Here is a 19188-nt window from a genome sequence, read left to right as displayed (position 1 = left end):
GCTACTTATGCATGAAAGCTAAATTACATCTTGTTTTTTCAATAACCATATTTTTTAGCTCCTTTTGTACTTTCTCCCAACAGGACTATTGGAAGTCTATTTCAGCGAAGGAAGAATATAAGAGTGCTTCCCTTCAGGATGTGCGGAAACAAGGCAAGGTCTTTGGCTTAAGCAAAGAGACTTTCAAGTCGAAACTGCCTGCGGCTTCCAGTTCCAAAACTTCGGGCAACGTTATCCATTTGCCCAATTCAAAAGGTGAACTCATTGCTTTTCAGATAAAAGAAACTTCGGTCCTCCATCCGGAACTTTCGAAGAAATACCCAGGAATCAAGTCTTACAGTGGGCAAAGTTTGGACAACCAATACCGCATCAAATTAAGTCAATCACATAAAGGTTTTCAGGGGATGATGGTTTCCGTTGAAGGAAACAGCACCAGTTTTATGGAACCAGTGGCGAATGCAAGCGATGTGTACGTTGTTTACGATAAGGAATCTTCCCTTACCTCAAAACAAGATTTTGTATGTGAAACAGAGAAGATGCAACAACTGGTTCAAAAAACCTTATCACCCCTTGTAGACGATCAGGTGTTGCGCAAATTTAGAATCGCCGTCTCTACGACAGGAGAATATACTAGCTTTCATGGGGGCACTGTTGCAGATGCCCTTGCCGCAATAAATGCTACCCTTACCAGGGTCAATGAGGTTTTTGAAACGGATTTGGGCGTGACGTTAGAGTTGATTCCCAACAACGATTTGGTCATATTCACCAACGCAGCCACTGATCCGTATAATGGAAATTTGAATGCACAAGTACAAAGTACGCTTACCACGACCATTGGTGAAGCCAACTACGATGTGGGCCATTTGTTCAATCGGGTAGGACAGGGACAAGACAATGGTAATGCAGGATTTATTGGTGCTGTGTGCGAGGATAATCGCAAGGGAAGTGCATTTGCCTCAGCATTTACGCCTCAGGGGGATGTATTCGATTTGGATTTTGTAGCACATGAGCTGGGACATCAATTTGGAGCAAACCATACATGGTCCTTTGAGTCAGAAGGTACTGGAGTTCAAGCAGAACCGGCAAGTGGGACTACCATTATGGGGTATGCAGGCATTGTTCCCGGAAATAATGTACAACCCAATGGAGACGATTATTTTCACTACAACAGCATATTTCAAATACGCAATTACCTGGCCACGGTGAGTTGTGGCGAGAATACGGCATTAACGAACAACCCTCCCACGGTCACACCAATTGGGGACTTTATCATTCCCCAGGGGACAGCTTTTGTTCTAGAGGGAGTAGCCTCCGACAGTGATGTGGGAGATGTGCTTACCTATACTTGGGAACAAATTGATGACGGGGTGGTCACCACAAGTACTTTTGGACCTGAGAGTCCAGTTGGGGCAAACTTTAGGTCATTACCTCCGAGTATTAGCCCCCAACGTTATTTTCCTAGGCTATCAAGGGTCATACAAGGAAGTCTTACGCAAACCAATCCACCATTAAATGGGGCGTGGGAAACGGTTTCTAACATTCAACGCGATTTGAGCTTTGCCCTTACAGTGAGAGACAACGCGGTTGGAGGCGGGCAAGTGGTCTCAGATCTCTTGGATGTCAATGTCATTGGTTCTGCGGGGCCTTTTACCATTACTTCCCAAAGTACCAACGAGATTTATGAGGCAGGTTCGGTTCAGACCATAACATGGGACGTTGCCAATACTGATATTGCTCCTATCAATGCACAAACCGTTGATATTTTCATGAGTATCGACGGAGGCATTACCTTCCCTATAACCGTTTTACAAGGAACCTTGAACGATGGCACGGAGGATGTGCAAATGCCGGGCAATGCCTCAACCAATGCTCGCATCATGGTAAAAGCGAGCGATAATGTCTTTTTCGCAGTCAATTCTTCCAATTTTACCATTCAAGAAACCGATGTGGTTCTTAATTTCCAGGAATTGTCCTATGAGGTATGTCAGCCCAATGATATTATTATCCCGTTTACCTATCAGACTTTTGGTGGGTTTAGTGAAACATCTACTTTCTCTGCAAATGTTCCGGCAGGAATGACGAGCGCATTTGCTCCTATCCAGGCCGATGCCAATGATACAGCAGTGAACCTGACCTTGTCCAATACTGGGAGTGTGACGCCAGGTGTTTATACAATCACTGTTACATCCACTTCAGCTACGGTTACCAAAAATGTAGAATTGAGCCTTGTGGTCCAAGATGGAACTTTCGGCGATGTGGTTTTGGTGTCCCCAGCTGATTCCGAATCCGATGTTCCCGTTAATGCTGAGTTTACGTGGCAGGCCAACCCAGCCTTTACGAATTATGATATAGAAATTGCTACGGATATTGGTTTTAGCAACATTGTGGAGTCAGCATCAATTCCGTTTACGTCTTACACCTCATCCAATTTGGATTCGGAGACTTCTTATTTTTGGAGGGTACGTCCAAGCAACGGTTGTGGCACTGGAACCTTCGGTACACCTTTTACATTTACGACGGTTACAGTGGATTGCAAAACTCTTGAAGCTAATAATTTACCGATTTCGATTTCACCTGCGGGCACATCCACAATTTCCACCTCGGTTTCCATTTTTGAAGATCTTTCGGTCTCCGATGTGAATATTGACCTCGAGCTGAATCATACTTATCTTGAGGATTTGGTTATTCACTTGATTTCTCCGGCAGGCACAAGGGTAGCTCTTATTTCAAATACTTGCGGTGATCTAAATAACATTAATGCTGTTTTTGATGATGATGGCACGGATATTTCCTGCTCCGGAAATCCCGCGATATCGGGTACTATCCGTCCTATTGGAGCCTTGTCATCTTTTGTGGGAGAGTCCACCTTGGGTGAATGGACCTTGGAAATTCAAGATACCGCACCAGGGGACGGCGGTTCACTGATTGGTTTTACCCTTGAAGTATGCGTGGAAGGCACCTTTAGACCCGATGAGGACGAAGATGGGGTTTTTGACGATGGGGACGATCTTTGTTTAGGTACCCCAAAAGGAGTTGAAGTGGATACAAGTGGATGTCCGGTAAATCGACTTCCTGCGGATAACTTTTTGGTTGAGATCCAAAGTGAGTCCTGCAGAAACAATAATGATGGCTCTGTCGCCATTAGTACGACCAACACAGCTTTGACCTACACGGCAACCTTGGATGGGTCAGGTACGACGTTAAATGCTGATTTCACCACCTCGCAGACGTTCGAAAACTTAACTGCGGGAAATTATTCGCTTTGTATTAACGGCACTGATGGTACAATCAACTACCAAGAAGTTTGTTTCGATATTGTGGTTTCAGAACCTGATATTCTTAGCGTTTCTGCGGTTCAACAAGATGGTGTTGTTTCTCTCAATTTGGAGGGGGGCAGTTTGTACAATGTGGAACTCAATGGATTGGTGCAGCAAACGGAAAATTCTGAACTTGAAATTGAGCTTAAAGAAGGTTTGAATACTCTTAAGGTATTTACCAATCTTCCTTGTCAGGGTTCTTTCGAAGGTACTTTCAGGGTTTCTTTTAGTGGAATTCTATATCCAAATCCAATTGGTGCAAGTACTAAAGTTTTTATCAGCAGAGAAATTGGGGATGTCTTCATTCAGGTATTTTCTGCAGAAGGGAGACTTGTAATGACGGATTCAAGAAGAGTGGACGGCAGTGAACTCGAAATGGACTTTTCAGCCCTTCCAACAGGGGTTTATTATCTAAGACTGCAAGGAGCCCAGTTGAACAAAGAATTTAAAATGATAAAGAGATGAGACACTGTTGGTTTTGTTTATTGATATTGGCATTGTTGACGTCTTGTGGGGGAAATGACGACCCGCCACCTTCTCCTGAAGGAGCCCAATTGGTGTTTCCTGAGGAAAGTTCAGAATGTACCACTGGGGTAAGTATTAATGAAGATTTGAGCCAAGTTACTTTTCAATGGCAAGCCTCTTCCAATACCGATAGTTATACGCTGATTGTTGTAAATCTGGATACCAATGTGCCCCAAACCATCTCTACCGCGTCTACATCGGCAAGTCTCTCCATCAATAAGGGAGCCCCTTATTCTTGGTCGGTCACCTCACTTAGTTCAAGTTCAGATCAGACCGCTGTAAGTGAAACCTGGTTGTTTTACAACGCTGGGTCACAAACCACCTATCCTCCTTTTCCTGCGCAATTGGTCCGGCCGGTTTCGGGTTCCACAGTGCAGAGAAACATGTCCAATGAGGTCACATTGGAATGGATTGGAGCCGACGTTGAAAATGATATTACTTCTTTTGAGGTGTTCTTTTCCGATCAGAACCCGCCCACAACTTCCATTGCTACACCTGATGCCATCACAACAGATTTAGATGTCAGTGTTGAGTCAGGGATAGTGTATTATTGGAGGGTGATTACAACCGACAGCGAAGGAAACACTTCGAATTCTGGAGTTTTCGAATTCAAGGTATTCTGATCAGGTATTGTTATACAGGTTCATGGTGTTCTTTACACCAGCAAATATGAAAGAGCGGATGAGGTCCGTTGATTTTTTCAGCCGTTCTGGCAGTGCCTTTTCTTCTTCAGGACCCCACTTTCCAAGTACATAGTCCACTTGCTTTCCTTTGCTGAAATCTGACCCCACGCCGAAACGAAACCGATTGTATTGTATGGTCTGCATAATATTCTGAATGTTTTTCAGGCCATTGTGTCCCCCGTCGCTCCCTTTGGTCTTTAATCGAATGGTTCCAAAAGGGAGGTTGATGTCATCAGTAATGATCAATAGGTTTTCCATGGGTATTTTCTCCTTTTCCAACCAGTATTTTACAGATTTCCCACTGAGGTTCATGTAGGTAGATGGTTTGAGGCACAGAATACTTCTGCCTTTGTACTTAAAGGACGCAATATCACCCAATTTGGCGGTGGTAAAGGTGAAATCTTCCTGATCGGAAAGAAAATCCATTATTTTGAAACCAATATTGTGCCTTGTTTCCTCATACTCCGAACCGATATTCCCAAGACCTACGATAAGAAATTTCTTCATGTTGTCGGTTTCGTTCAATACCTGTTTAGGAACACCAAAGAGTGCTTTAATGAATTTGAGCATGTATGCTTTCTCATTTGATCAAAAATACAAAAGCATCCCATATACTTTTTCAAGTTGATAGGGATGCTCTTGATATGTTTTGAAGTATAAGAAACTATTCTGCGGCCTCTGCAGCTGGAGCCTCAGCGCCTTCAGCAGTAGCTTCGGTTCCTTCTGCACCTTCTGCACCTTCAATTTCTTCTTCTTCCTCTTCCTCATCTTCAACTGAAGTTCTGGAGGCTTTAACCTGAACAACAGCAGTGCTATCTGGGTGAAGAATGGTGTAATCATCATTCAATAAGGTTTCCACAGCAATGGTACCACCAATTCGAAGCTTTGAAATATCAATAGTGATAAAATCAGGCAACAAATCGGGCAATGCCTTAATGGATAGTTTACGCTTTCTGAAAAGCAATCGTCCACCATTTCGAACACCTGGAGAATTACCTTCCAATCGGACGGGTATATTCACGGTAACTGCACGATCTTTGAACAATTGGTAGAAATCGATGTGCAGTATCTTATCGGTAACAGGATGGAATTGGATATCCTGTAATACCGCTTCGATTTTCTGGCCATCTTCCAGCTCAATTACGGCTGTGTATGCGTTTGAGGTGTAAACCAAGTTTTTGAACGCAAGTTCATCTGCTGAAAAATGCAATGGTTTTTCCCCTCCGTATATCACGCAAGGGACCTTTCCAGCATTACGTAAGGCTTTGGTCGATACCTTGCCCACGCTTTCTCTTTGGGATCCTTTGATTGTAATTGACTTCATTATTTATAATTAAAATTTACATTAAAAACTTTGACGAAATTGACGTGTTATGGTGCACTCGGTGCATCACATCCGAAAAGAGCTCTGCACAACTTAAAACCTTTACCTTATCGTGTTTTTGTGCTACCGGAATTGAATCGGTAACGATAAGCTCGGCCAATTTTGAACTTCCTATTTTTTCATATGCATCACCGGAAAGTAATCCATGGGTGGTGATGGCTCGAACACTCACAGCGCCTCTCTCCATCATCAAATCTGCCGCTTTGGTGAGAGTTCCTGCTGTATCCACCATGTCATCCACCAATACCACATTTTTTCCCTTTACGTCGCCAATGAGCTCCATATGCGAGATTACATTCGCTTTGGCGCGTTGTTTGTAGCAAATCACCACATCACTTTCCAACGCCTTCGAGTAGGCATAGGCTCTTTTTGAACCACCCATATCTGGGGATGCTATACAAAGATTCTCCAAATTTAGGGCTCTCAAATAAGGTAAAAAGAGAGTAGACGCGAACAAATGGTCAACAGGCTTTTCGAAAAATCCTTGAATTTGATCGGCGTGCAAATCCATAGTGATAATTCGAGTGGCCCCTGCTGTCTCAAGCATTTTGGCCACCAATTTGGCGGCAATGGGCACCCGTGGTTTATCCTTTCGGTCTTGTCTGGCCCAACCGAAGTAGGGCATTACAGCTGTTATGTGTCTGGCCGAAGCTCTTTTGGCAGCATCCAGCATAAGCAACATTTCCATAAGATTTTCAGGTCCGGGATGTGAAGAACCTATAATGAAAATGCGCGCTCCCCGAATGGACTCCTCAAAAGAGGGTTGGAATTCACCATCACTATATTTAGAAAAGTGCACTTTGCCCAAATCGGCCCCATACGACTCAGCAATCTTCTCACCCAAGGTAGTGCTCTGGGTACAGGCGAAAATTTTTGGTTCTGGAACTTGATATGGCATTGCAATCTCTTGTTAGATAGCGTTTTAAATCGCTTTTTTTTAAACGAGGTGCAAATTTAAAAATTAATTCGGGTTGCTAAAGGATTAATGGAGGTATTTTTGGTTGTAAATGAAATTATTTTTTAGCTTTGCAGTCCCTTTGAAAAAAGGATCTATTGAAATGCCTTGGTGGCGGAATTGGTAGACGCGCTGGATTCAAAATCCAGTTCTTTCGGGAGTGTGGGTTCGATTCCCACCCAAGGTACTTCTTTAAAGGCCCGGTTTTAAAACCGGGCCTTTTTTTGTCTCCTTTCTTCTTCAAACTTTATCTGGAACTAGTTAGTGAATAAACTCACATTTCCTCAGATCGACTGGCTACATTGGTTCGAGGGAAATTTTGGTAAGCAAAGACCCACACACAACGACTGCAAGACGTTTGAATTTTCGGAGGTTACTCATCGATTAATCGACCATTCACAACAAATGATCGGTGAAATACAACATATATTCCCAAGAATGGGCGGTAATGGATACGTTTGAATATTCTTACATTAAGGTAACCTCATCTCGTTGAACATGAAAGTATTGCCGACCAACCTCAAAAAAAGTGGCATTCTGTGGCTTTTCTTTTTTGCTGCCATTCAATGCAGTTATGCTCAAAATTGTTCGGTCAATGCAGGTATTCCAGAAATAATTTGTGAAAATGTCGGCACGTTCAATCTCTCCGGATCATCAGCCGGGCTGGTTCAAAGTGGTCCTATATGGTCCCAAGTTGGAGGCCCGTCGGTCATTATCACTGATCCATCTGATGTTACCACTTCAATTACGGGCTTGGTAGGGGGTAATACCTATACTTTTAGATTAAGCGCTGTTTGTACAGATGGCTCCACCCAGTTTCAAGATGTGGATATAACCGTTCAACCGATCACCGTTGCTAATGCAGGGAATGATATTGAATCATGCCCAGACAATACAGGTGCCGTTAGTGCCAATGCAAACACGCCTTTAAATGGAGGCGAAACTGGCATTTGGAGTATTGTCGGAGCCAACAATGCTGGTGTAACAATTAATACCCCGAATGACCCCAATACTACATTGACACTCGCTGAAGCCAATGCTGGAGTTACCACCTTGCAATGGACAATAACTGGACCGGACTACGCTCCAGGACAATTCTGCGAATCTTCAGACACCATTACTGTAACCAACTATGGGGGAGAAACTGCAGTGGATGCAGGAACTGATCAAAATCTGGATAACTGCTATACCGTAACCCAGGCCACTAACTTGGCTGGAAGTTTTGGAGGGAATAATAGTAATGGACAGGTAGGTACGTGGTCTTTTGTAAGCGGCCCTAATTCGCCTACAATCGCCGATATCAATGATAATAACACCAATGTATCCAACCTAATTGAAGGTACATACGTTTTTAGATGGTCAGTCGCCGGACCTTGTGTTAACGGAGCAGATACGGTTACCATCAATGTCGCTCCTGCCACACAAGACATCTCAACAGCTTCTATTCAAGATAACAATATTAGATTTTGTGATTCTGGAATCACAACAGTAACCTTGACAGGTTCACTTCCACAATTTACGGGAGAGACCGTAACATGGACACAAACCAGCGGACCAACTACAGGAATCAACATCCTTAGCCCAAACTCTAGTACTACTCAGATTACAGGTCTGGATGGCAGTAGCACCTATGAATTTACCTATACCATACAAAATACAACCACGCTCTGTGATGACTCCGCCACGGCTACTATCCGGTACTCCACCAACCCCGTTTCCATTCTTGCCAACGGTGGGAGTGATTTGGTGGCAACATGTGGCTTAACAAGCGTCGATATTCCATTTACCACAACCGGAAATGGCACAAATACGTTCAGTATTATCAGTGGACCTGCCGGTTCCACTTTGGTAGAACCAGGTACATTCACCAATACGGGAAGCTCTCCCTTGAATATTGATTTTGATGTTGAAGGAACATATACGGTCCTATTTAGAAGGGCATTGGGTGGAACCATACAAACAGGATGTAGTGTAGCAACGGATGCCATCAATGTAACCGTTTCGTTAACTCCAACGGCAGCAAATGCAGGGACCAATCAAACTTTGGCCTGTAATGTAACCTCTACAGACATAACAGGCAATGCGGTTTCCATTGGAAGCTCATTATGGTCTCAAATAAGCGGTCCAAATCAAGCCACAGTGGCTGACCCTTATGCTCAAACAACGAATATCTCGAATTTGGTTCCTGGAACCTATATCTTTCAATATGCCATTGCCGGAGGCAATGCTTGTGCACCTGCCGCAGAGGCCACGGTCGAAATTGCGGTCTCTTCCAATGCACCCATAGCGACCAATGCAGGAACAGACCAAACCATTTGTTTTGGTGCTCCAACTGTTTTGGATGCGGATGCTCCACCATCTTCGAATTTGATGGGAACTTGGACAGTGGATACCACGCCAGTTGGTTCAACTATTGTTTTTGAAGATGAGAATGATCCCAAAACGCTTGTTTCTGGATTGGATGACCCCAATGAAACTTATGTTTTTCGATGGACGGTCGAAAATCCGGCAGATATTACCTGCCCTGCACCGGGTTTTGATACCGTAACCATATCGACTAATGCCACAGCAGGACCTACATTGGCCGTAGCCGGACCAGATCAATGCTTACCTTCTGGAACAGGAACGGTAACATTGGCCGGAAACCAACCTGCAGGTGATGAAATTGGTACTTGGACGTCTGTTCCTGCGGCTGGAATAACGTTTGCCAATGCAAACCAGTTTGATACCGATGCTACCATTAGCATTGAGCAGAGTTACATACTTACTTGGACCATTCAAAAAATTGCGCCGGGGTGTCAGGTGACGACGGATGAGGTTGAAATTACCGTGGGAGCTGCCGCGGTTTCCAATGCTGGACCAGACCAAGCAGATTGTAGTGATACTTTTACGATGGATGCCACAGGCTCTGTGGGTAGTGGAGGGTTTTGGACTCAAGTTTCTGGCCCTGGTGGTGTGACATTCGCCGATGCAACAAGTACTACAACTTCGATTACGTTTACATTTTCAGGACAATATATTTTCGAATGGACGGCGACCAATGGCTCGTGTTCCTTGGATACGGATACTGTTACTTTGGACGTTGGTATTCCACCAACTGTGGCAACGGTCACCAATCCAACTGAAACCATATGTTCGGCAACTACAATTATACTCGATGGAAATGCTTTCAACAACAATGTGGAGAATGGGTATTGGACTTTACTTTCAGGAGCGCCCAATACACCATCTTTTTCAAATGTAAATGATCCCAATGCAACCGTTACCGGATTGGTTTCTGGCTCCTACACTTTTCGTTGGACAATCGCGGGAGACATCAATTGCCCTGTCACTTTTGTGGATAAAACAGTAGATGTATTTGTTCCTGCCAATGCAGGCCCTGATTTGGAGTTGTGTCAAGTTCAAAATTTTCTTCTCGAGGCCACTTTTGGATCTACGGGAACCTGGACCCAGGTATTTGGACCTGGTGTCGGAGGTGCACCTGGAACTCCGGCTACCATTACGCAGAATCCTGCAGGAAGCAATGTGGCAGAGGTAAGCGATATTGTGCTTGGCAGCTTTTATATTTTTGAGTTCACTACAAACTATCCTGGTTCCACGGGTTGTGGAAATACATCCGATCAAGTTAGGGTTGAATCGAGTGCATTACCTTCTGTTTTGCCAGATGCAGGTCCTGATCAACTATTGTGCTTAGGAGATTTGGCGATACCCAACCAGACGACTTTAGCAGGAAATACACCTCCCGATGATGTGGACGAGGCTGTGTGGAGATTTACGCAACAACCTGCTGGAAGTACAGCAGTCATCACTAACGATTTGGACCCTCTTTCCACCGTAACCGGATTGACGGTGCCGGGAATCTATATTTTGGAATGGAATTTTGAATCAGGATTTTGCTTTAATACCTCCGATGTAATGCGCATTGAGGTTTACGAGGCACCTTCAACCGCAGATGCAGGCCCTGATCAGGTCAATGCCTGTCAGTTGGATGCACAACTTAATGCGGTTCCACCAACAGTTGGGACGGGAACGTGGACATTTTCTATCGACCCATCAGGAGGGGCAGCTGTGATTGACAATCCCAATTCCCCGACATCGACAATATCCAATATTACAACAACCGGAACGTACGAGCTTACTTGGACAGTGGCTCATAACGGAGTAAGCTTTGTGGACATTCCCTCGGCTTGTGACCCAAGCTCCGATACAGTTCAATTGACATTTACGGTCGATCCTCCTTCTGTTTCAGATGCAGGGCCCGACCAAGAGTTATGTGCTGCTACACAAGTTAACATGAATGCGGTAGCAGTAGCAGTTGGAACTGGAACTTGGACCCAAACTGCAGGTCCGGGTGTGGGAGGGACCCCAGGAACTCCTGCCAATATTGTTGCCCCCAATAGTGAAACTTCGGTTATCGACACCCTGGAACCGGGTACTTACGAGTTTACTTGGACGGTGGTCAATGGAGGTTGCACCTTGGAGGATACTGTAGAGGTAATCAATCATCAAGATCCTGGAACTGCGGACGCCGGTCCAGATCAGTCCTTGGATCAATTTTCATCCGTAGTTCTCAATGCGGTGAGTCCAGCAGCCGGAATTGGAACCTGGACACAGATATCGGGTCCTACTTCAGTAGGTTTTGTAAATGAAAATGACCCCAATACAGACGTATTTGGCACCGCGCCTGGCACTTATGAATTTCAATGGACGGTTTCCAATGGAACTTGTCCTGCCGATTCTGATATAGTTGAAATTTCATTGATTGGGGTAGATTTAGAACTGACAAAAACAGTCTCTCCGGTTACTGCCAATCCAGGAGATACGGTGACTTTCACCATTGATATTTTTAACAATAACGCTTCTTCCGCTTCTGATGCAACAGGTGTTGCTGTAAGGGATGTTATACCCTCCGGATTTAGTTTGGTACCCGGTACGGTTAGCAATGGGGGTATCTTTAATTTGGGAGATTTGTCACTTACTTGGTCCAACCTTTCCATAAATAATGGAACAACCCTGAGTTTGACGTTCGATGCCACTGTGAACGCCACAGGAGATTATAACAACACAGCAGAAATTACCGCCAACGATGTCTTCGATATCGATTCAACGGTAAATAATGGATTGGAAGCGGAGGATGACCAAGATTCTGCCATAGTTACCATTAACTCTTCTGATCTTAGTTTGTCAAAAGCCCTTGCTGCGGGCTCCAGTGCAACTCCTAATGTGGGTGATAACTTGACTTTTGAACTCACCTTGACGAATGGTGGTCCAGATACCGCTACGAATATTACCATTGAAGATGTTGTTCCATCTGGTTTTACAATTGGCGTAATCAATGATGGTGGCACGGCTTCCGGAAATAACATACGTTGGGACATTGCATCATTACCTGTTGGTTCAACCACAGTTTCATATGAAGTTACGGTGAACGTACCAACGGGAGCGATCAACGAATATCAAAATATTGCACAGATCGTCGCTGTGGATCAACCTGATCCCAATAGTAATCCTGGAAATGACGATGGAGATCAAGATGAGGATGATGAAGATGTCTTTGTTGTAAACCCACAGGTGGTGGATTTGGAACTTGAGATCCTTGCCAGTGCTGTCAATCCTGATGTCGGTGATGTGGTAACCTTCACGGTTAACTTAAGCAATCTGGGTCCTGATGCAGCAACTGGTGTTTCGGTAAGCGATTTAGTGCCTCCTGGATACGGTTCTATCACTGCCATAAGCAATGGGGGCACCTTTAATTTTATAAGCAACACAATATCATGGACGGGATTATCGGTCCCCGTGGGAGCGAACACCACGGTGCTCACCTTTAACGCCACCGTTTTAAGCCCTACTGGAACTACAGGAGAGTTTACCCATGTATCTCAAGTTACGGCCGCTGACCAGTTCGATGGAGATAGTTCTCCCAACAACGATGACGGTGATCAAAGTGAAGATGATGAGGATACTGTTACAGCAGTTCCTGAGCAGGCTGACCTTTCACTCACTAAGGTTGTTGTAGGAAATAACGTGACTCCCAATGTTGGTGAGGAGATTAGCTTTGAGATAACGGTTTCAAACAGTGGGCCCAACGATGCTACCAATGTGCAGGTAAGTGACCAGTTGCCTACTGGATTTGACTTTGTTCTTTACAGCGCCACCTCTGGAATTTATGACGAAACCACAGGTATTTGGCAAGTAGGGACCGTAGGCGATGGAGCCTCAGAAACATTGATTATTGATGTGCAGGTGAATCCTTCCGGACTTTATACGAATACAGCCCAGGTTGTTGCTTCTGATGCATTTGATATCGATTCAACTCCCAGTAATGGAGATGCTTTGGAAGATGATCAAGATGATGTCGTCATCAATCCGGTTTCTGTGGTTGACCTTTCCTTGACAAAAACGATAGATGACATAACCCCGGACGTGAATACCAATGTGGTCTTTACCATTACAGTTAACAATGCTGGCCCCAGTGATGCGACAAATGTCGTGGTTACGGACCAATTACCGACAGGATTCACCTTTGTTTCTGACGATGCTGGTGGTGCTTATATCAATACTACTGGAGTTTGGACAGTTGGAAACCTTGCCAATGGAGCATCAGCAACTTTAAATATTACGGCATCAGTTAACACCACAGGAGTTTATACCAATGTTGCGGAAATCACGGGGCAAGATCAAGCCGATGCAGATTCCACACCTAACAATGGCATTTTGACCGAAGATGATCAAGATGAAGTTGTGGTAAATCCCAACCCATTGGTTGATATTTCAGTGGCAAAAACAGCAGATAACCTAACCCCGCTTGTGGGAGACCCTATCATATTTACTGTCACCGTAACAAATGACGGTCCAAGTGATGCCACCAATGTGGTTGTTACAGATTTCTTGGCTTCCGGATATGCCTTTGTGAGTGCGGTACCTTCAACAGGGGTCTACGAACCGCTCAATGGATCTTGGACTGTTGGAAATCTGCCCAATGGCACCACTGAAACCATTGATATTACGGCAACAGTTTTAACCAACGGCGACTACACTAACGTTGCTGAGCTGACCGATTTGGCGGAAACAGATGTGGACTCTCAACCAGCGAACAATGACGATACCGAAGATGATCAGCAAACCATTGATCCAGTGCCAGTTCCTGTTTCTGATCTGGTTCTACGCAAATCCGTGAATATACTTTCACCCTTGGTAGGGGAAGAGGTCATATTCAATATTAGTATCACCAACGACGGCCCTAGTGATGTAATTGGAGTTCAGGTATTGGATTTATTACCAACGGGATACACCTATGTTTCGAACAATAGAACTGCCGGAGTTTACGATTCAACAACAGGAATCTGGCAGCTTAATGGGATTATTCCAAACGGAACTACAGAGACCTTGAATATTGTGGCTAGGGTGAATCCATCAGGCGATTATTTCAATGTTACAGAGGTGTTTTCATCCAATAATTTTGATCCAAACTCCACACCAAACAATAATATTTTGTTGGAAAATGACCAGGATATTGCCGGAACCACTCCGCTTCCTGCTGCCGATTTGAGTTTGACCAAGACCGTGGACAATGAATTTCCCGATGTGTCGGATAATGTTATTTTCACTATCACGGTTACCAATGATGGCCTTAGTGATGCCACCGGTGTTGTGGTTTCGGATGCTCTTCCTTCAGGATATGCCTATGTTTCAGATGATTCAGGAGGGGCATATTCCGCAACAACAGGTTTGTGGACTATACCTAATATCCCTAATGGAACAAATGCCATTTTGAATATTGTCGCACAGGTCAATCCTTTAGGAAACTACACCAACATAGCCGAGGTGATTGCCATGATTCAACTGGACCCCGATTCCACACCTGGAAATAATATCCTTTCCGAGGATGATCAAGACGAGCAGTCGACTACACCGCGCAGAATAGCCGATGTATCCTTGAGCAAAACAGTAAACAACTTAACTCCTTCTGTAGGAGATCAGATAACATTTACCATTGCAGTGAACAACTCCGGACCCAACGATGCCATAAATCTTGTCATTGAAGATGTTTTGGCATCAGGATATGCTTTTGTTTCTGCTACACCTTCAGTTGGCACCTACGACAATCTAACAGGTTCATGGGCTTTGGCCAACCTTGCCAACGGTTCGACCGAAACCTTGCAAATTGTGGTAGAGGTATTGGCTAGTGGAGACTACCGAAACACAGCGGAGTTAATTGCCATGGATACCACCGACCCTGATTCTACACCCGACAATAATCTTAGCTCGGAAGACGATCAGGATACCATAGTGCCCGTTCCCGAAGGACAGGCTGATTTGTCCTTGACCAAAACTGTGGACAATGCCACACCAAATGTTGGAGATGTTGTGGAGTTTACCCTCAATGTGACCAATAGTGGCAATAGCGACGCATCTGGAGTAGTCGTGACGGACTTATTGCCCGAAGGATTTACCTACCAATCAAGTGTAACTACGGCAGGTATCTATCAAGCTTCAACCGGTCTATGGAACATAAATGGAACTATATCGAACGGAACCACCGAGACCCTGATTTTATTGGCCACGGTGAATGCACCGACCGGAAATTCCGACGAATATCGCAATGTGGCTGAAATAACCGCAAGTGATTTTAATGATCCGGACAGTGACCCCAATTCGAGCCTAGATCAAGATGATTTGGGAGATGGACAATCAGATGATGACGAGGCTATTGCCTTGGTCATCCCACAAACCGTGGATATTGCGATTTCCAAAACCGTGGACAATACTAGCCCACAGATTGGTGATGAGGTTACTTTTACGGTAACAGTGACCAATCAAGGGAACGATGCGGCTACGAACATTGGAATAGAGGAAGCCCTTCCTTCAGGATATCGCCTGGTTTCCTTCCAAAGCAGCAAAGGTGACTTCGATGTAGATGCAGGTTTCTGGGAAATAGGCAGTCTTTCATCTCTTGGGACAGCAAACTTACAATTGACAGTTGAAGTTTTGGACATCAACGATTATTTGAATGTCGCTTCACTGGCCTTTGTGGACCAATTTGATGTTGACGAAGCGAACAACGCTGATGAAGCTTTTATAGAACCGACTTGTTTGACGGTATACAACGAATTCTCACCCAATGGGGACGGGGTAAATGAAACTTTTACCATTGATTGTATTTCCCAATACCCAAATAATGTTCTTCAGGTTTATAACCGATGGGGAAACATCGTTTTTGAACAACGCTCCTACAACAATGACTGGGATGGCACATCAAACGGACGTGCCACAGTACAAAAAGGGGAACAACTACCAGTCGGTACATATTATTATGTACTGGACCTGGGAGATGGCTCAACACCAAAAACAGATTGGCTGTATATAAACAGATAGCATAATGGGTAAGGGAATAGACAACAATAAAACATCAATGAAGCAAAAAATTCAATATATCTGTTTCGCTATTACGTCCATGGTGACCTTATTTGCAACAGCACAGCAAGATCCCCAGTTTACCCAATATATGTACAATACGTTGAGCGTAAACCCGGCCTATGCTGGATCACGAGGTCATTTAACTGCGCTTTTGATGCATCGGTCACAGTGGGTGGGCATCAATGGAGCTCCCAATACCCAAGTATTGGCAGTAGATGGCCCGATGGGCAATAATGTGGGGTTGGGGTTGGTGTTGGCTCATGATGCCTTAGGCCCATCCTCCGAGGTTTTTGTTGATGGTAATTTCTCATATACCCTACAGTTGGATGATGCAAATAGAAGACTTTCATTCGGCCTTAAAGCGGGAGGAAGGCTTTTCAATGTTGATTTCAACAAAGGGACTATCCAAAATCCAGATGTCGCTTTCCAAAATAATATCGAAAACAAATTCTTTCCAACGATAGGGGCTGGAGTTTATTATCATACAAATTCCTCTTACCTTGGATTGGCGGTTCCCAATTTCTTTTCGGAAGATCATTATGACGGTGCTGAACAAGAAATTGCCGCGGAAAGGCTGCATTATTTTTTGATAGGGGGAAAGATTATTGATTTGACCCCCGACATCAAGTTTAAGCCTGCCTTTTTTGTAAAATGGGTACCTGGGGCACCTGTGATTGCTGATATTTCGGCCAACGCCATGCTGAGGGAAACCTTCTCAGCGGGGATTGCCTATCGCTGGGATGATTCTTTTTCGGCCCTATTGGGAGTACAGATTTCTCCAGATTTGAGTGTGGGATATGCCTATGACCTTACCACATCGGACCTTACAGACTATACAAGTGGGACGCATGAAATCTTCTTGCGATACGAGTTCAAGACCGTTGAAAAAAGACTTAAATCACCTAGATTTTATTAGAATGAAAGTAGTTAAAATAGTACTCTTTGTGATTTGTGCTTTTAACCTCAATGGGTTGGAGGCCCAGTTAAAATATAATGATGCAGATACCAATTTTGATAATCTGCTCTATAAAAGAGCAGCGAAGCAATATGAATCCCTGACGAAAAAAGGGGATGATTCGCAGCATGTGCTACAACGTTTGGGAGACTGTTATTTCTTTAATACGGATATGGAAAATGCCGTTAAATGGTATGGACTTCTCTTTTCCAAATATGAAAACGTACTAACGCCTGAATACACCTTTCGTTATGTGCATGCCCTTAAAGGGGTGGGCAATTATCGGTTGGCGAAGGCGATTATGAAAATCTATACCCAAAAATTGGATGCCTCCCAATTTACTGTGGAACAATTAGGGGACAATGATGAAAAACTTGATGAGTTGTTGAACCGACAACCCCAATTTTATATTTCAAATTTGGCCATAAATACACCCGTAGCCGATTTTGGTCCAATCTATTATAAGGATAAAATCGTATTCTCTTCAAGTAGGGACAGTTTGCGGTTCGAAACTCGTTTGTACGAATGGAACCAACAACCGTATCTGGATTTCTTTATGGCAGATACCATAGATTTGGGTTCCGATCTTGCGGAGGTATTGCCATTCTCTGAAATTCTGAATACCCGATATCACGAAGCGGTTGCCAGTTTCATTCCAGAGGGAAATAAAATATATTTTACAAGAAATAACTACTCCAATCAAGCACTGGGAAGAGATGGAGAAGGAACCAACCACCTTAACATGTATACTTCAGAATTGCGTGGAGGTGAATGGACCGAAGCTGAGGAAGTTCCCTTTAACAACGAAGCTTACTCGGTGGGTCAACCTGCCTTGAGCCCAGATGGAAAACACCTTTATTTTGTTTCCGATATGCCTGGGAGCATAGGAGGCACCGATATTTTTGTAGTTGAAATCTCTGATGATGGAAGTTTTTCACAGCCTAAAAATCTTGGTCCGACCATCAATACCAGTGGGAGGGAAATGTTTCCTTTTGTAACCGAGGAGAAGCTTTATTTCGCCTCAGATGGGCACTTGGGGTTGGGAGGTCTGGACGTATTTGAAAGTGAATTGGCCCAAGATGGATTTGAAGAGCCCCACAATTTGGGAAAACCTATCAATAGCAATCGTGACGATTTCGGATATATCGTTCGTGAAACTACCAACCGTGGGTATTTTTCTTCCAACAGACCCGGGGGCAAGGGTGACGACGATATTTATTCGTTTCAAAGGTTGGAAGAAACTTGCTCACAAACCGTACAGGGCAGCGTGGTTCGCAAATCGAATGGGCAACCCATGGTAAATGTAAGTGTGGAGCTCCATTCTCAGGAGGGGACCTCTTTGGGAAAAACCAGTACCGACCCCTACGGAGCCTTCAGCTTTGATGTGATTTTGGATTGTGAAACCAAGTACGATCTCAAAATCGGAAAGGAAGGATTCGTCCCCAATGCAACGAGATTTTCAACCTCAGATGAAAAGGATTATGTGAACAAGGTTCCCATGGAAATCACTAAGGAACTCAATAAATTGATTGTAAGGGAAAATGGGGTGCTCAAAATCAAGATTGACAACATCTACTTCGATGTCAACAAAGCCGATATTCGTCCTGATGCGGCCCAAGAGTTGAACAAAATTGTTGAAGTGATGAAGGAATATCCCAAAATGGTCATTAAAATTGAAGCCCATACCGATTCAAGAGGAAGTGATCGCTACAATGAAACCTTATCTGATAAAAGAGCAAAGGCCACCGGATATTACATCATCTCCCAGGGGATTGAAGCCAATCGAATCGAAAGTGCCATAGGTTATGGGGAAAAACAACTGTTGAACCAATGCAGCAATGGTATAAAATGCTCCAAAGAGGAGCATGATGTGAATCGAAGATCAGAGTTCATCATCGTGAAGATGGAGTAGCAGCGCTCCAACCCGTCTATTCTTCTTATCTTGCCATGAA

At 44.2% G+C, this 19188-nt stretch carries 8 protein-coding genes and 1 tRNA gene; 6 read left to right on the top strand and 3 right to left on the bottom strand.

The genetic code is table 11. From position 1 onward, the window contains the following. Positions 1-11: 11 nt before the first annotated feature. Together EW142_RS11090 and EW142_RS11085 are read left to right on the top strand one after the other, a co-directional pair. A complete protein-coding gene (locus tag EW142_RS11090; RefSeq protein ID WP_130613833.1) occupies positions 12-3782 on the top strand; it encodes a reprolysin-like metallopeptidase in 3771 nt (1256 codons plus the stop codon). Beyond that, positions 3779-4465: a hypothetical protein gene (locus EW142_RS11085; RefSeq protein ID WP_130613831.1), complete on the top strand. Its 687-nt coding sequence runs from the start codon at positions 3779-3781 to the stop codon at positions 4463-4465. Before EW142_RS11090 ends, EW142_RS11085 begins: the two co-directional genes overlap by 4 nt. Here the strand turns inward: EW142_RS11085 and pth are convergent, their stop codons facing one another. The 3 genes from pth to EW142_RS11070 all read right to left on the bottom strand — a co-directional run bounded on the left by pth (position 4466) and on the right by EW142_RS11070 (position 6807). Continuing rightward, a complete protein-coding gene (gene pth / locus EW142_RS11080) occupies positions 4466-5095 on the bottom strand; it encodes an aminoacyl-tRNA hydrolase (RefSeq protein ID WP_130613829.1) in 630 nt (209 codons plus the stop codon). 94 nt (positions 5096-5189) lie between these two features. Next, entirely contained in the window at positions 5190-5849 is a 660-nt protein-coding gene (locus tag EW142_RS11075; RefSeq protein WP_130613827.1) for a 50S ribosomal protein L25/general stress protein Ctc, read from the bottom strand. Positions 5850-5865: 16 nt separating this feature from the next. Further along, complete coding sequence (locus tag EW142_RS11070) at positions 5866-6807, bottom strand: ribose-phosphate pyrophosphokinase (protein ID WP_130613825.1); 942 nt, start codon at positions 6805-6807, stop codon at positions 5866-5868. Positions 6808-6969: 162 nt separating this feature from the next. Between EW142_RS11070 and EW142_RS11065 the strand changes: the two genes are divergently transcribed. The 4 genes from EW142_RS11065 (at position 6970) to EW142_RS11050 (ending at position 19148) form a co-directional block, all read left to right on the top strand. Next, positions 6970-7051: transfer RNA gene (locus EW142_RS11065), tRNA-Leu, on the top strand. Between the two features lie 311 nt (positions 7052-7362). Next, positions 7363-16239, top strand: coding sequence for a PKD domain-containing protein (locus EW142_RS11060; RefSeq protein WP_130613823.1), 8877 nt, complete (start codon positions 7363-7365; stop codon positions 16237-16239). A 37-nt stretch (positions 16240-16276) separates the two neighbouring features. Then, the gene (locus EW142_RS11055; protein WP_130613821.1) at positions 16277-17197 is read left to right on the top strand and encodes a PorP/SprF family type IX secretion system membrane protein; all 921 of its coding nucleotides are present in this window, start codon (positions 16277-16279) and stop codon (positions 17195-17197) included. Position 17198: 1 nt separating this feature from the next. Continuing rightward, positions 17199-19148: an OmpA family protein gene (locus tag EW142_RS11050; protein ID WP_165395263.1), complete on the top strand. Its 1950-nt coding sequence runs from the start codon at positions 17199-17201 to the stop codon at positions 19146-19148. The last annotated feature ends 40 nt before the right edge of the window (positions 19149-19188 follow it).

This window comes from Flagellimonas allohymeniacidonis (genome assembly GCF_004296335.1).
GTDB classification, from domain to species: Bacteria; Bacteroidota; Bacteroidia; order Flavobacteriales; family Flavobacteriaceae; genus Flagellimonas; species Flagellimonas allohymeniacidonis.
Note: the sequence above shows the minus strand (reverse complement) of the source record. Positions and strands in the feature narration are given on the sequence as shown.